Annotated in this window: 14 protein-coding genes; 10 read left to right on the forward strand and 4 right to left on the reverse strand. The window is 62.4% G+C overall.

What is annotated here, in order from left to right:
• Window positions 1–74: 74 nt before the first annotated feature.
• Window positions 75–1,514, reverse strand: coding sequence for a pyruvate kinase (gene pyk, locus CO670_RS10405; protein ID WP_097590161.1), 1,440 nt, complete (start codon window positions 1,512–1,514; stop codon window positions 75–77).
• On the reverse strand, window positions 1,514–1,999 hold the full coding sequence (locus tag CO670_RS10410) for a DUF1036 domain-containing protein (RefSeq protein WP_097590162.1): 486 nt from the start codon (window positions 1,997–1,999) through the stop codon (window positions 1,514–1,516). The genes pyk and CO670_RS10410 overlap by 1 nt, the downstream gene beginning before the upstream one ends.
• Before the next feature lie 201 nt (window positions 2,000–2,200).
• Between CO670_RS10410 and CO670_RS10415 the strand changes: the two genes are divergently transcribed.
• The 3 genes from CO670_RS10415 (at window position 2,201) to CO670_RS10425 (ending at window position 3,659) form a co-directional block, all read left to right on the forward strand.
• Window positions 2,201–2,989, forward strand: coding sequence for an N-formylglutamate amidohydrolase (locus CO670_RS10415; protein ID WP_097590313.1), 789 nt, complete (start codon window positions 2,201–2,203; stop codon window positions 2,987–2,989).
• A gap of 12 nt (window positions 2,990–3,001) precedes the next feature.
• Complete coding sequence (locus CO670_RS10420) at window positions 3,002–3,307, forward strand: DUF1244 domain-containing protein (protein WP_097590163.1); 306 nt, start codon at window positions 3,002–3,004, stop codon at window positions 3,305–3,307.
• 88 nt (window positions 3,308–3,395) lie between these two features.
• Window positions 3,396–3,659, forward strand: coding sequence for a DUF2312 domain-containing protein (locus tag CO670_RS10425; RefSeq protein ID WP_008533181.1), 264 nt, complete (start codon window positions 3,396–3,398; stop codon window positions 3,657–3,659).
• Window positions 3,660–3,814: 155 nt separating this feature from the next.
• Here the strand turns inward: CO670_RS10425 and CO670_RS10430 are convergent, their stop codons facing one another.
• Both CO670_RS10430 and CO670_RS10435 read right to left on the reverse strand, forming a co-directional pair.
• Complete coding sequence (locus tag CO670_RS10430; protein WP_097590164.1) at window positions 3,815–5,656, reverse strand: DUF882 domain-containing protein; 1,842 nt, start codon at window positions 5,654–5,656, stop codon at window positions 3,815–3,817.
• A gap of 178 nt (window positions 5,657–5,834) precedes the next feature.
• A complete protein-coding gene (locus tag CO670_RS10435) occupies window positions 5,835–7,379 on the reverse strand; it encodes a sigma-54 dependent transcriptional regulator (RefSeq protein ID WP_097590165.1) in 1,545 nt (514 codons plus the stop codon).
• A 300-nt stretch (window positions 7,380–7,679) separates the two neighbouring features.
• On the opposite strand from CO670_RS10435, the gene CO670_RS10440 reads away from it, so the two are divergent.
• The 7 genes from CO670_RS10440 (at window position 7,680) to CO670_RS10470 (ending at window position 14,277) form a co-directional block, all read left to right on the forward strand.
• Entirely contained in the window at window positions 7,680–9,533 is a 1,854-nt protein-coding gene (locus CO670_RS10440; protein ID WP_097590166.1) for a M3 family oligoendopeptidase, read from the forward strand.
• Between the two features lie 134 nt (window positions 9,534–9,667).
• Entirely contained in the window at window positions 9,668–10,825 is a 1,158-nt protein-coding gene (locus tag CO670_RS10445) for an aminodeoxychorismate synthase component I (RefSeq protein WP_097590167.1), read from the forward strand.
• Complete coding sequence (locus tag CO670_RS10450) at window positions 10,822–11,451, forward strand: aminotransferase class IV family protein (RefSeq protein WP_176538912.1); 630 nt, start codon at window positions 10,822–10,824, stop codon at window positions 11,449–11,451. The genes CO670_RS10445 and CO670_RS10450 overlap by 4 nt, the downstream gene beginning before the upstream one ends.
• Before the next feature lie 2 nt (window positions 11,452–11,453).
• Window positions 11,454–11,738 carry a YciI family protein gene (locus tag CO670_RS10455; protein ID WP_097590169.1) on the forward strand — a complete coding sequence of 95 codons (285 nt, stop codon included), beginning with the start codon at window positions 11,454–11,456 and terminating at the stop codon, window positions 11,736–11,738.
• A 188-nt stretch (window positions 11,739–11,926) separates the two neighbouring features.
• A complete protein-coding gene (locus CO670_RS10460; RefSeq protein ID WP_088677886.1) occupies window positions 11,927–13,378 on the forward strand; it encodes a homospermidine synthase in 1,452 nt (483 codons plus the stop codon).
• A gap of 171 nt (window positions 13,379–13,549) precedes the next feature.
• Window positions 13,550–13,918 carry an outer membrane lipoprotein Omp10 gene (gene omp10, locus CO670_RS10465; RefSeq protein WP_097590170.1) on the forward strand — a complete coding sequence of 123 codons (369 nt, stop codon included), beginning with the start codon at window positions 13,550–13,552 and terminating at the stop codon, window positions 13,916–13,918.
• Between the two features lie 38 nt (window positions 13,919–13,956).
• Window positions 13,957–14,277 (forward strand): hypothetical protein, encoded by a 321-nt coding sequence (locus tag CO670_RS10470; protein ID WP_097590171.1) that lies wholly within the window; start codon window positions 13,957–13,959, stop codon window positions 14,275–14,277.
• Window positions 14,278–14,404 lie beyond the last annotated feature (127 nt).

Consider the following 14,404-nt stretch of genomic DNA (forward strand, 5'->3'; position numbering starts at 1 on the left):
CAGCCAATAAACCGTCCAACTTTACGGGGTCAGTTCACAACCGGTTGCGGGCTTTCTCAAGGGTTTGGATCGGATCAGACGCCGCTCTGGCCGTCGGAGCCGATATAGGCGATGCGGATCATGTTGGTGGCGCCGGGCGTGCCGAGCGGCACACCGGCCGAGATGATGATGCGGTCGCCCGGCTTGCCGAAGCCTTCGTCGGCGACAATGCGGCAGGCGCGGTTGACCATGTCGTCGAGATCGGTCGCGTCATGGGTGACGACGCAGTGCAGGCCCCAGACGATGGCAAGGCGGCGCGCCGTCTTGATGATCGGCGACAGCGCCAGGATCGGCACCTGCGGACGCTCGCGCGAGGCGCGAAGGCCCGTCGTGCCCGACGAGGTGTAGCAGACGATCGCCGACAGCTTCAGCGTCTCGGCGATCTGGCGGGCGGCGAGCGAGATCGCGTCGGCGCCGGTCGCTTCCGGCTGGGCGCGCTGGGCATAGATGATGCCGGGATAATGCGGCTCGCGCTCGATGGCGCTGGCGATCGACGCCATGGTCGAGACGGCTTCGACGGGATAGTCGCCCGAGGCCGATTCGGCCGAGAGCATGACGGCATCAGCGCCTTCGAAGACGGCGGTCGCGACGTCGGAGACTTCGGCGCGCGTCGGCACCGGCGCCGAAATCATCGATTCCAGCATCTGCGTGGCGACGACGACAGGCTTGCCCGAACGGCGGCAAGCGCGGATCAGCTGCTTCTGGATGCCGGGAACCGATTCGAGCGGCATTTCGACGCCGAGATCGCCGCGAGCGACCATCAGGGCGTCGGAAAGCTCGATGATTTCCTCGATGCGCTCCAGCGCCTGCGGCTTTTCGATCTTCGACATCAGGCCGACGCGGCCGCGGGCGATCTTGCGCACTTCGGCGAGGTCATCGGGACGCTGGACGAAAGAAAGCGCCACCCAGTCGACATCGTCGGTGGCGAGCACGGCGTCGAGGTCGGCGCGGTCCTTATCGGTCAGCGCGCCGACGCCGAGCAGCGTGTCGGGGAGGCTGACGCCCTTGCGGTCGGAAATGCGCGTGCCCGAAATCACCGTGGTGACGATGCTCTTGCCGTCGCACTTGTCGGCGCGCAGGCAGAGCTTGCCGTCGTCGATCAGCAGGCGGTGGCCGGGCTGCACCGATTCCAGGATTTCCGGATGCGGCAGGTAGACGCGGGTCGCATCGCCGAGCGCGTCATTGTTGTCGAGCGTGAAGGTCTGGCCGGGCTTCAGATCGACCTTGCTGTCGGTGAACTTGCCAACGCGCAGTTTCGGCCCCTGCAAGTCGGCGAGAATGCCGATCGGCCGGCCGGAGCGCGCTTCGACCGAGCGGATGCGCTGGATCAGCGTGCGCATCAGATCGTGGCTCGCATGGCTCATGTTGATGCGGAAGACATCGGCACCGGCCTGGTGCAGCTTCTCGATCATCGATTCCTCGGCGGAGGCGGGCCCGAGGGTGGCGAGGATTTTAATTTTGCGATTACGCTTCATCAATTCTGACTTTCTTGCGTCCCTGGGGTGTCGGAGAGTTGAACCATCCAGCTGCCCTGGCGGCCCGTGTCGTATTCCTTGAATCCCATTTTCTGATAACCCCGGGCATAACAATCCTGCACACCCGTGATCTTGAATTCGTTTTCCGCCACGCACATCTGCACGTCGCCCGTCCATCGTCCTCCCCGGGCGGCGTCTTCGGCGTAGAGGTAATAATAGCGCGACTGCAATTCTCCCTCGATCAGCGTGGCGCAGGTCGTTGCCGGCACTTGCCACCAGCCTTCGGTGATCCAGCCGTCCTTGGCCCGGTACCCGATGGCGACCCCGACCAGATTCTGCGTTCCGTTGCAGACGCGGAAATCCGCGCGTGCGGCATCTGCGAGGAAGAACGGCATGGCGGCTGCAAGAGCGAACAGAGCGAGACGGGCGAGCGGCCCGGACCGCGTGAGGAAACTTGGCGCGGCTTGAATCAACACGGCTCCCAAATAGCTCCACGGTTATTCGTATCCGTGTCTTCTTGCGCCGCCGTCATGCGAAAGTCAACGCAATGCTAATCGATTATATTTCCTTTCATAACCATGCGCCGGGGCTCCGTCTCTACCGCTTGCCGACTGTTGCGCTTGAACCTGCTGCGGCCGCATGCAATCACTGAGCCCGACTGCGCAATGACGAACGGCAATTCCTTCATGGACGACTTCCAATCCTTCGAAATCCTACCCGGAAAACATGACAAAGGCATGGTGATCCTCGCTGATCACGCGATGAACCGTCTTCCCGCCCGGTATCAGAAGCTCGGCATGCCCGAGTCTGCCTTTGCCCGCCATATCGCCTATGATATCGGCATCGAAGGCCTGACGCGGCAGCTTTCGGCAAAGCTCGGCGTGCCGGCCGTGCTCGGCGGCTTCTCGCGCCTGCTGATCGACCCGAACCGCGGCGAGGACGATCCGACGCTGATCATGAAAATATCGGACGGCGCCGTCATACCGGGCAACCATCCGATCACGCCGCAGGAATGGAATGCCCGCGTCGAAACCTTCCATCGTCCCTATCACGGCGCCGTGGCGGAGATGATCGACACCGTGGCGAACGCCACCGGCAAGGCGCCGCTGGTGCTGTCGCTGCATTCCTACACGCCCGCCTGGAAGAGCATCCCCAGGCCCTGGCACGCCGCTGTCCTCTGGGACAGCGACCGGCGCGCCGTCGGCCCGCTGCTCGATCTGTTGCGCGCCGATCCCGATCTCGTCGTTGGCGACAACGAACCCTATGACGGCGCCCTGAAGGGCGATACCATGTACCGCCACTGCATGGTGACAGGCATCCCGCACGCGCTGCTCGAAGTGCGCCAGGACCTGATCGCGGACGAGGCCGGCATATCGGCATGGGCCGAGCGCCTCGCGCCGATCTTTGCCGCCATGAATGCCGATCCCGCCTTGCACGAATACGACGTCCACGTCTCGCGCACAGGCCCCTATTGAAAGGAGAGCGAGATGACCGCGCTCAGCAAGGAACAGCAGACCGAATTCGAAGCCGCCGCCTTCCGCCGCCTCGTCGCCCATCTGCGCGAGCGCAGCGACGTCCAGAACATCGACCTGATGAACCTAGCTGGCTTCTGCCGCAACTGCCTGTCGAACTGGTACCGCGAAGCCGCCGAGGCCGAAGGTGTCGCCGTCACCAGGGACGAATCACGCGAGATGGTCTACGGCATGCCCTATGAGGAATGGAAGAAACTCCATCAGAATGAGGCCTCGCCTGTGCAAAAGGCCGCTTTTGAGCTGAACAACCCGCACAAATAACTCGCCCGAGCCGGAACAGGCTTGACCGTGACGCCGCTTTCGCGGCAGTCACTGGCATCCAAAATCGATCACCAATCAGGAGAACACGATGTCTGATGCTCATGGCGTCGCCCGCGATCAGCTTCGCGCTTTCATCGAGCGCATTGAACGGCTGGAAGAAGAAAAGAAGACCATCGCCGACGACATCAAGGACGTCTATGGCGAAGCCAAGGGCATGGGCTTCGATACCAAGATCCTGAAGAAGGTCGTGGCGCTGCGCAAGAAGGACGAGCAGGAGCGCATGGAAGAGGAAGCGATCCTCGACACCTACCTGCACGCCCTCGGCATGATCGAGGCGCCGCCGGAAGGCTGATACGCCTGGCATCGCTGATGTCGACAAGCCGCCGGCCTCCCGGCGGCTTTTCTTTGTTTAGGCTGTAAGCCGACGATTGCCTCACCGGGCGGACCAGCCAAAAGAAAAACCGCCGGATCACCCCGGCGGTTTCGATCTTTCAATTGTCGGCAGGCTCAGTTCGTATTGAACTTGCGCACTTCCATGAAGTTGACGGCCGTGCCGCTGAAGCGGGCCGGATCGACCGAGGCGGTCTTGACGTTGAAGCCCTCGGCATAGACGGACGTCGGCTGGGCGCGCATCGTCTGGCTGACGAAGCGCGGCGCCTTGACCTGCTTGGAAGCCATTTCCAGCCGGGCATTGGTCAGCGCCCACTGCGAAATCATCTTCTGCGTCAGCTTCGGCTCGGTCCGGACGGTCGCACGGCTGGCGTCGGCTGCGGCGGCTTCCTTCTGCGTCGGGCGGCCGCCCTTGGTCGGAAGGCCGGGCGCTACGGCGCCTTCAGCAGCCGGTACGTCGAAACCGTCGCCGAAGCTTGCCGATTTCGTCGTCGGGGCCAATGCAGCAAGCTGCAGCGTCGGTTTTTCGGCAGGCGCCTGCTGCGGCATCGCGGCGGCGATCGCCTGCTCAACGCTCATCTGAGGCTGCTGCGCGGCAACGTCGCTTTCGGCCGCCTTGTCGTTCTGCTGCTCGAGCGCCGCTGCGACGTCAGGCGAGAGCGTATCCTGGTCGGCCTCGTCGGCGTCTGCTTCCGGATCGGCATTGGCCGCGGCAAGCAGGCTCTCGGCCACGGCCGGGCGTTCGACCGGAGTCGGAACCGGCATGCCGTTCTGCATGTTCGGATCGACCGAGGCCACCTCGGCATCGCCGGGTGCGCGGCGCTGGCCGAGAAGCGAGGGAACCGGAATGCTGTAGGCGCTGAGATCGGCGAACTGCTGCGGCTGGGCCTGATCGGCCGGAAGCGCTGCGGCAAGGGCCTGCTGTGCGGCATTACCCGAAGACGGCGCCACCAGCGCGCTCGCCATTTCGGCCGGCTGGTTGCTGAATGCTGGGCGAACCTGCGGCACCGGTGCGTTCAGGTCGGCGACTTCGGTCTGCTGCGGCTCGACGGCGGCAGGCGCGGGAGCAGCCTTCGGCGGCGTCGCCTTGGCGACGGCGACAGGAGCGGAATCATCCGAATCGTCTTCCTGCTCATCCGCTCCGCCGCCGAAGAGGGCGGCAAACAGCGTCTTGTGCTTCGGCGCCGATTCGGAAGCGCTGGCGATCTCGATCTGCGTGCCGCTGGCGCGGCGCTTATAGTCGGCCATCGCCTGCTGGTAGCCCGGCAGCGGCTTGCCATCCGCCGGAATATGGATGGTATTGCCGTTCGGGAAAAGCCGGACGAGCTCGTCGCGGCTCATACGCGGCCAGGCGCGAACGCCGCCGACATCCATGTGCACGAAGGGCGAGCCCGATTTCGGATAGAAGCCGACACCCCCGACCTGCATCTTCATGCCGATGGCGCGAAGGGTCGCGAGCTTGACGTCGGGAATGAAGAAGTCCATCGCCTTGCCGAGCATATGCTGGCTCTTTTCGGCGACGCCGGATTTGCGCGAGCGGCCGCGCAGCATTTCGTTGGTGGCCGGCGAGCGGAAGCCGCAGACGACGTTGATATAGTCCCGCGAGCCGCTCTGGCGATAGACTTCCCAGATCAGGTCGAACAGGCGCGGATCCATCTTCGTCGGCTGGTTCTTGCGCCAGTCGCGCAGGAAGCGGTTCAGCTGCTCCAGACCCTTGGGGTCGAACTTGCCGTTGCGCTTATAAGTGATGACGGCCTTTTCACCGGTATGGATGAAATAAAGCTTGAGACTGCGGGTATCGCCCGCGGCCTGAGACGGCGTACTGACGAATACCAGTGAGGAAACCGCAAGCGCAAGAAGGGCGGCCGCTGCCGTCCTCACTGCCTTTCCGCAGATGTCGGCGCACAAAGAACGCCAGCTCAAGCGCGAAGGCTTGGAATTCCCATTCAGATTCGGCAACTCGATCCCCGTCAGACAGACAATGTCCCGTACTGTCTCAGATGACTGTCAAATGCGGTCACACGATGGCAAAAATGCCACACATGATCAACCTTTTCTTTACATAGTGAACGAGCCACTAACAAGTGGTTTATGATCAGTAACAAATCGTGGTTGCCCGAGTCTTAATAAATAGGCCTTAAGCCGCATCTTTCTGGGGATTATCGGGATCTATGCCGTAATCTTTGAGCTTGCGATAAAGTGTGGACCGCCCGATGCCAAGTTTACGCGCCACTTGACTCATCTGCCCGCGATAGAATTTGAGCGCGAATCGGATGAGTTCCTCCTCGACATCGGCAAGCTTGCGCACATCGCCTGAGGGATTGACGCTGGCGATTGCGTTATCGGAGGTCTCCGGCAGCCGGTGATGCACCTCTCCCATCGTCGGCGCCCGGTAATCCTCGCTATAGGCTTCGTCCGGATCGAGGCCGGTATTGTCGGCCACCAGCGCCAGATGATCCACCACTTCATATTCCGGAAGCTGGGCGGCGATCTGCGGGAAGTCCGCCTCCGTCAGCTCCGGCCCCTCGGCCAGAACGACCGCGCGGAAGATCGCGTTTTCGAGCTGACGGATATTGCCCGGCCAGTCATAGGCGGTCAAAAGCGCCAGCGCGCCCGAGTTCACCGTCATGCGGCGGCCGTTCTTCTGCTCGCTGGAGAAGCGGTCGGCAAAGACGCGCACCAAATGCGGAATGTCTTCCTTACGCTTGCGCAGCGCCGGAATGGTGATCGGGAAGACGTTGAGGCGATAATAGAGATCCTCGCGGAAGTGGCCGTTCTTGACCTCCTCGATCAGGTCCTTGTTGGTCGCGGAGATCAGCCGGACATTGACCTTGTGCGCGGTGCGCGCGCCGACGGTCTCGATCTCGCCCTGCTGCACGGCGCGCAGCAGCTTCACCTGGACTTCGAGCGGCAGATCGCCGATCTCGTCGAGGAAGATGGTGCCGCCGTCGGCTTCCATGAATTTGCCGATGTGACGTTCGGTCGCGCCGGTGAAGGCGCCCTTCTCATGGCCGAAGAGGATGCTCTCGACGAGATTATGCGGGATCGCCCCGCAATTGACGGTGACGAACGGCTTGTTCGAGCGCTCGCCGCCGGACTGGATGGCGCGCGCCACCAGCTCCTTGCCGACCCCCGATTCGCCTTCGAGCACGACGGGAATATTGGATTGTGCCGCCCGCTGGGCGAGATCGATGACGCGGAGCATCGCCGGGCTTGCCGAGACGATGTCGTCGAAGCCGACGGAGCCCGATCGCGACCGGCGCCCGGCCCGCGCCTTCACTTCGCGTTGGTCGAGCTTCATCGCGTTCGAGATCGAGGTGGCAATGCGTTCGGGAGAGACCGGCTTGACGACGAAATCGAAGGCGCCCGCGCGCATCGCCTGCACCACGGTCTCGATGCCGCCCTGGCCCGTTTGCACGATGACGGGGATCTGCGTGCCGAATTCATGAAGCGCGTCGAGGAATTCGAGCCCGGTCATTTCGGGCATCATCAGGTCGAGCACGATGACATTGAAAAGGCCGCTGTCGCGCTTGACCATTTCAAGGCCGATCCGGCCGTTTTCCGCCTGGTGCACGACATGGCCGTGACGCTCGATTGCGTTTTTGAGCAGGCGGCGCTGCACCGGGTCGTCTTCGACCACGAGGATTTGCCCTGCTCCCTTGAGCTCATTGTAACCGGTCATTGTCGCCTCACTTCATGCGAAACCTTGGAGGGCACTCTGGCAGAAAGGCTTGAACATCCAGTTTTGAGAAACAATTGCATTTTAACGATTGCGATGAGCGATTTTCGTGCCGAAGCGACGCCTTTTGCGCGCCGAAAATCCCCTTGATACCGGGCCTTGCCGCCCTTGCAGCGCCGCGCGTCCCTTCGGTGGCTGTCACACTTTGAGCCTACCCGTCGCGCTTTCCGAAAATCGATTCCGATTTTCAGGCCGATGCGCTAGACAAGCAAAACTGTTATAAAGTGGAGAGGAATTGCGCCCATGAAAATCAAGCTCCCGCACGCCGGCCTTCTCTTGTCGCCAGCCGCGCCGGCTGTGGCCGCCGATCCCGCGCTCGGCGATCTGCCGGTCTGGAAGCTGCAGGATCTCTATCCCTCCGCCACCTCGACCGCTTTCGTCGCCGACATGGAAAAAGCCGGAAAGGCCGCAATCGCCTTCGAAGAAAAGTGGAAGGGCAAACTCGCAGACGCGGCGTCGAAGACCGGCGACGAAGGCATAGGCGCGGCGCTGAAGGAATATGAGGCGCTTGATGATCTCATGGGCCGCCTCGGCTCTTTTGCCGGCCTCACCTATTTCTCCGACACCACCAACCCCGCCAACGGCAAGCTCTATGGCGACGTGCAGACCAAGATCACCGAATTCTCGGGCCATCTGCTGTTCTTCGCGCTGGAACTGAACCGCATCGACGACGCCGTGATCGACGCCTCAATGGCGAAAGACCCCGACGCCGGCCACTACCGCCCGTGGCTGGTCGATCTGCGGAAAGACAAGCCCTACCAGCTCGACGACAGGCTGGAGCAGCTCTTTCTCGAGAAGTCGATGACGTCGGCGGCCGCCTTCAATCGCCTGTTCGACGAAACCATGGCGGAGCTCCGCTATGAGATCGACGGCGAAAAAGTGCCGCTCGAAGTGGCGCTGAACATGCTGCAGGAAAAGGATCCCGAGGCACGCCGCAAGGCCGCCATGGCACTCGCCGAAACCTTCAAGGCCAATATCCGCATCTTCACGCTGATCACCAATACACTTGCCAAGGACAAGGACATCTCCGACCGCTGGCGCGGCTTCGAGGACATCGCCGACTCCAGGCATCTCGCCAACCGCGTCGAGCGCGAGGTCGTCGATGCGCTGGCCGCCGCCGTCCGGGAAGCCTATCCCCGTCTTTCGCACCGCTATTATAAGATGAAAGCGAAGTGGCTCGGCATGGAGCAGATGAATTTCTGGGACCGCAACGCGCCGCTTCCGGAAACCTCCAGCGCCGTCATCTCCTGGCCCGAAGCGAAAGAGACGGTGCTTTCGGCCTACGGCAATTTCGCCCCCGAGATGGCCGATATCGCCAGGCGCTTCTTCGACGAGCAGTGGATCGATGCTCCGGTCCGTCCCGGCAAGGCGCCCGGCGCCTTCGCCCATCCGACGGTCCCCTCGGCCCATCCATACGTGCTCGTCAATTATATGGGCAAGCCGCGCGACGTGATGACGCTTGCCCATGAACTGGGCCACGGCGTGCACCAGGTTCTCGCCGGCGCGCAAGGCGCGCTGATGTGCCAGACGCCGCTGACGCTTGCCGAAACCGCATCCGTCTTCGGCGAGATGCTGACCTTCCGCGCGCTCCTGGAAAAGACCACCGACAAGCGCGAGCGCAAGGCGATGCTCGCCCAGAAGGTCGAGGACATGATCAATACGGTCGTGCGCCAGATCGCCTTCTACGAATTCGAGCGCAAGCTGCACACCGCCCGCAAGGCAGGCGAGCTCACCGCCGACGATATCGGCGAACTCTGGCTCTCCGTCCAGTCGGAAAGCCTCGGGCCTGCGATCAACATTTCCGAGGGCTACGAGACCTATTGGGCCTATATTCCCCACTTCATCCATTCACCCTTCTATGTCTACGCCTATGCCTTCGGCGATTGCCTGGTGAATTCGCTCTACGCCGTCTACCAGAAGGCCGAGAAGGGCTTCCAGGAGAAGTATTTCGAGCTCTTGAAGGCCGGCGGCACCAAGCATCACTCCGAACTGCTGAAGCCTTTCGGCCTCGACGCCACCGATCCGTCGTTCTGGAGCCAGGGCCTGTCGATGATCGAAGGGCTCATCGACGAGTTGGAAGCTTTGGATAAGGGCTGAAATTCGTTTCGAATAGGACTGGAGCAGTCCGCCGCAACGAGTCTCCTTCTCCCCAGCGGGGAGAAGGTGCCGGCAGGCGGATGAGGGGGCGGCACAGTAGACCCCGCCCTCAGGAGCAAAACTGAAAGCGTTGCGTGGCTGACCAACCCTATATCCTCTTCCGAGACGACACGACCGAACAGGTGAAGCTTTTCGCCGAGCCGGCCGAGATCATCATTGCGAGGACGCGCGCCGAATTCTTCGCCGGCCTCATCAGAATGGAAGAGGCCAAGGCCGCAGGCAAATGGCTTGCTGGCTACATGGCCTACGAGGCCGGATATCTCTTCGAGGAAAAACTCGCCTCTTTCGCCGACGGAAACCGCGAAACACCGCTTCTCCTTTTCGGCGTCTTCGACGCTCCGCAGCCGGATACTCATCCGCTCGCCCAGCCGAAACAGCGCCTCGAAAATGAGGAATTTCTCACACACCCGAAAGCCGCCTGGGATTTCCCTATATATAAAGAGCGTTTCGACCGGCTTCACGAGCATCTCAGGCTCGGCGACGCCTATCAGGCGAACCTCACCATGCCGGTCGAGGCCCGCTGGAACGGCGATCCTCGCGCCGCCTTCTGGTCGCTGATCGAACGCCAGCCGGTCAAATACGGCGCGCTGGTCGATCTCGGCGGCCCGATCATCCTGTCGCGCTCGCCCGAACTCTTCTTCCGCACCGACGAGCAAGGCTGGATCGAAACCCATCCGATGAAGGGCACGGCCCGACGCGGCGCCACCGCCGCCGAGGATGCCGAAATCATCGCGGCCATGCGCGCTGACATCAAGACGCAGGCCGAAAACCGCATGATCGTCGATCTGCTGCGCAACGACATCTCCCGCATCACCGAGGTCGGCACGCTCGACGTCCCGAAGCTCTTCGACGTCGAGACCTATCCGACCGTCCACCAGATGGTGAGCCACGTGCAGGCAAGGCTCACTCCCGGCCTTTCGATCCGCGACGTCTTTGCCGCGCTCTTTCCCTGTGGGTCGATCACCGGCGCGCCGAAGATGCGGGCGATGGAGATCCTCCACACGCTCGAGGATGGAGCCCGCGACGCCTATTGCGGCGCGATCGGCATGATCTCACCATCAGGCGCCATGCGTTTTTCCGTCGCCATTCGCACGATCACGCTTTTTGACGGCGGCAGGGCCGTCTTCAATGTCGGCGGCGGCATCGTCTTCGACTCCACCGCCGAGGCCGAATATGAGGAATGCCTGCTCAAGGCACGCTTCGCCGTCGGCGACCAGTGGATCGCGCGATGACCGATTTTTCGCTGATCGAGACGCTGCGCTGGCAGCCCGGTGAAGGCTTGATCCGGCTGCGCCTGCACCTCGCCCGGCTTTCCCGCTCGGCCCGCCGCCTCGGCTTCCCGCAGCCGGTCGGCGCGGCGGCAAAGCTCGATGAAGCGGTGGCGGGTGCGACGGCCCCATTGCGCGTCCGCCTGACTTTCGACGCGCAAGGCCGCATCGAGGTGACGAGCGCCCCCTTCGTTCCGCTGGCGCCGCAGACCGTCTGGACCGTCCGTATCGCCAAGACCCGCCTTCACTCCGCCGACAGGCTGCTGCGCGTCAAGACCACACGGCGCGCCGTCTACGAGGCCGCGCGCGCTGAATATGCTCCTGATGAAGCCGATGAAGTCATCCTGTTGAACGAACGCGGCGAAGTCTGCGAAGGCACCATCACCTCCTTTTTTCTCGACGACGGTAGCGGCGTCCTGCGGACCCCGCCCATTTCCTCCGGCTTGCTGGCAGGCGTGCTGCGCACCGAGCTCATCTGCCAACGCAAGGCCCGTGTCGGCCGTCTTGCGCTTGCCGATCTCGATACCGGCACACTTTACCTCGGCAACTCGCTGCGCGGCCTGATCCGCGCCAACCTCATCAGGAACTGACCATGTTCATTCTTTCCCTGACCTATGTGAAACCCAACGAAGAAGCCGACCGGCACATGGAGCCGCACATGGCCTGGGTGAAGGAGGGCTATGCCAAGGGTTGGTTCCTCGCCTCCGGCCGCAAGGTGCCGCGCACCGGCGGCGCGATCCTCGCAATCGGCGACCGCGCCGAAATCGAGGCCTATGTCGCCGCCGACCCCTTCATCATCCACGGCGTCGCCGAATACGACATCACCGAGCTTGCCGTGACGACGACGGCCGAAGGACTGGAAATCCTGAAACGCTGATTTTGCGGGAGAGGTCGGATGATCTCGCTCCTTGCCAGCTCGGCCGCCCGATATTTGAGCTTTCCCCTTCAACGCTCTTTATTGTGACGCCGTTTTGTGGTTAGAGCCGGTCACTTCGCAATTTCTGCGGCAATCTCACAAGAATTCTTCGGGCTTCGCGCCTTCGTCCCCTTCCACAGGAGAAAAGAATGACGGACAAGAACCATCCGGTATATGCCGAAATTACCGGTCCGATCGTTATGATCGGCTTTGGCTCCATCGGCCGCGGCACCCTGCCCCTGATCGAGCGCCACTTCAAATTCGACAAGAGCCGGATGGTCGTCATCGACCCGCGCGAAGAACCCTCCGACATGGAGATCCTGAAGAAGCACGGCGTCCGCCATATCAAGGAATATGTCACCAAGGACAATTACAAGGAGCTGCTGAAGCCGCTGCTGACCGAAGGCGAAGGCCAGGGTTTCTGCGTCAACCTCTCGGTCGACACCTCCTCGCTCGACCTCATCAAGCTCTGCCGCAAGCATGACGTGCTCTATGTCGACACCGTCGTCGAACCCTGGCTCGGCTTCTATTTCGACAAGGGCATGAGCAATGCCGACCGCACCAACTATGCGCTGCGCGAAACCGTGCGCAAGGAAAAGGCGAAGAACCCGGGCGGCGCCACGGCCGTCTCCACCTGCGGCGCCAATCCGGGCATGGTCTCCTGGTTCGTCAAGCAGGCGCTCGTCAACCTCGCCAACGACACCGGCCTGAAGTTCGACGAACCGGACCAGCACGATCGTGAAGGCTGGGCCAAGCTGATGAAGAAGCTCGGCGTCAAGGGTGTCCACATCGCCGAGCGCGACACCCAGCGCACCAAGCATCCGAAGCCGCTCAACGTCTTCTGGAACACCTGGTCGGTCGAAGGCTTCATCTCCGAAGGCATGCAGCCGGCCGAACTCGGCTGGGGCACGCACGAACAGTGGATGCCGAAGAACGCCAAGAAGCACAAGAAGGGCAACAAGGCGGCGATCTACCTGGAGCAGCCGGGCGCCAACACCCGCGTGCGCACCTGGTGCCCGACCCCCGGCCCGCAATACGGCTTCCTCGTCACCCACAACGAGTCGATCTCGATCGCCGATTATTTCACGGTCCGCGACAAGGACGGCGAAGTAACCTTCCGCCCGACCTGCCACTATGCCTATCATCCGGCCAACGACGCCGTGCTCTCGCTGCATGAGATGTTCGGCAATGGCGGCACGCCGCAGCCGGTCCATCACGTTCTCGACGAGGACGAACTGGAGGACGGCATCGACGAACTCGGCGTCCTGCTCTACGGCCACGAGAAGAATGCCTACTGGTACGGCTCGCGCCTGTCGCTGGAAGAAACCCGCCGCATCGCGCCCTACCAGAACGCCACCGGCCTGCAGGTAACCTCCGCCGTTCTCGCCGGCATGGTCTGGGCGCTGGAAAACCCGAAGGCCGGCATCGTCGAAGCCGACGAGATCGACTACAAGCGCTGCCTCGAAGTGCAGATGCCGTATCTCGGCCCGGTCGAAGGCCATTATACCGACTGGACCCCGCTCGACGGCCGTCCGGGTCTCTTCCCCGAGGATATCGACACCAAGGATCCCTGGCAGTTCAGGAACATCCTCGTTCGCTGAGACCGTCAGTGCAACTTTGAAGATGCCCGCCGCAAGGCGGGCATTTTTGTAACGCCGGCTGTATAAATGCTGCGCGCCATCTTGCAAGACTTGCCATCCTCACGGGTGCAGGCCATGTTTTGCCCGAACTGCAGCGGGTTCTGCCCGCGCCGAATCGCCGGGAGAAGCCTTATGAAAATCAAAACTGGTCTCGTTCTTGTCGGTGCAGCAGCCGCGCTTGCCGCCTGCGTTTCATCAGGACCGCGCCCCCTGCCGGTTGCAAACACGCCCGCACCCACCGGCGTCGAAGGCAGCTGGAGCGATCCGAACGGCATCGTCTCCACTTTCCAGGGCGGCACTTTCACCACCCGCACCACCGACAGCAACCAGCTTCTCGCCTCCGGCACCTATGTCAACACCTCGCCGACTCTGGTCGAGATCAATATGACCTCGCTGGTGCGCAACACCCAGTCCAAGGTCAATTGCGCCCTCGTCAATCCGAGCCAGCTCAATTGCACCTCTGATTCCGGCGCGCAGTTCACGCTGTCCCGGCGCAGTTGATAAGGGCTGATGGACGATAGGCTTGCGGGGATAGAACCATGCGGGCCTTGGCCGGTTACCTCATCCTGCTGCTCGCAATGCCGCTTGCGGCACTTGCCGTTGTTCTGCCGGCCAACGTCTATCGTGCCCAAGGCATCGCGGCTCCCGATTGCGACGGACCGCTGCAGGTTCTGATCTTCGCCGTGCCGGCCGTTCTGATCTATGGCGCAGGCGCATTCCTTGCTTATCGGGTCGGCCGGCGCTTTCACCGGCTCGTCACCGTGTTCTGCCTGATCGTTGCGCTCGCCACGCTTCCCAACATCGTCGAAGCGGCGCGCGAACTCTACCGAAACGCCGCCGACGGCGAATGCCTGGGATAAGCCGGCCCGGCTTACCCAGGATAAGCCAATCCGGCTTTTTTGTCCCTTCCCCCTTGGAAAGCGTCCCGTCAGGCCCAGCTTTTCCTTGCGGTCGTGCACCGTCTGGTAGAACATCCGCGTGCCGGGA

Source organism: Rhizobium sp. J15 (assembly GCF_002531825.1).
Lineage (GTDB): Bacteria > Pseudomonadota > Alphaproteobacteria > Rhizobiales > Rhizobiaceae > Rhizobium.

Coding starts and splice junctions, on each gene's coding strand:
- CO670_RS10450 (WP_176538912.1), top strand. CDS start 10,822: ATGACCGATTTTTCGCTGATCGAGACGCTGCGCTGGCAGCCCGGTGAA.
- CO670_RS10435 (WP_097590165.1), bottom strand. CDS start 7,379: ATGACCGGTTACAATGAGCTCAAGGGAGCAGGGCAAATCCTCGTGGTC.
- CO670_RS10415 (WP_097590313.1), top strand. CDS start 2,201: ATGGACGACTTCCAATCCTTCGAAATCCTACCCGGAAAACATGACAAA.
- CO670_RS10455 (WP_097590169.1), top strand. CDS start 11,454: ATGTTCATTCTTTCCCTGACCTATGTGAAACCCAACGAAGAAGCCGAC.
- CO670_RS10440 (WP_097590166.1), top strand. CDS start 7,680: ATGAAAATCAAGCTCCCGCACGCCGGCCTTCTCTTGTCGCCAGCCGCG.
- CO670_RS10420 (WP_097590163.1), top strand. CDS start 3,002: ATGACCGCGCTCAGCAAGGAACAGCAGACCGAATTCGAAGCCGCCGCC.
- CO670_RS10470 (WP_097590171.1), top strand. CDS start 13,957: ATGCGGGCCTTGGCCGGTTACCTCATCCTGCTGCTCGCAATGCCGCTT.
- CO670_RS10460 (WP_088677886.1), top strand. CDS start 11,927: ATGACGGACAAGAACCATCCGGTATATGCCGAAATTACCGGTCCGATC.
- CO670_RS10425 (WP_008533181.1), top strand. CDS start 3,396: ATGTCTGATGCTCATGGCGTCGCCCGCGATCAGCTTCGCGCTTTCATC.
- pyk (WP_097590161.1), bottom strand. CDS start 1,514: ATGAAGCGTAATCGCAAAATTAAAATCCTCGCCACCCTCGGGCCCGCC.
- omp10 (WP_097590170.1), top strand. CDS start 13,550: ATGAAAATCAAAACTGGTCTCGTTCTTGTCGGTGCAGCAGCCGCGCTT.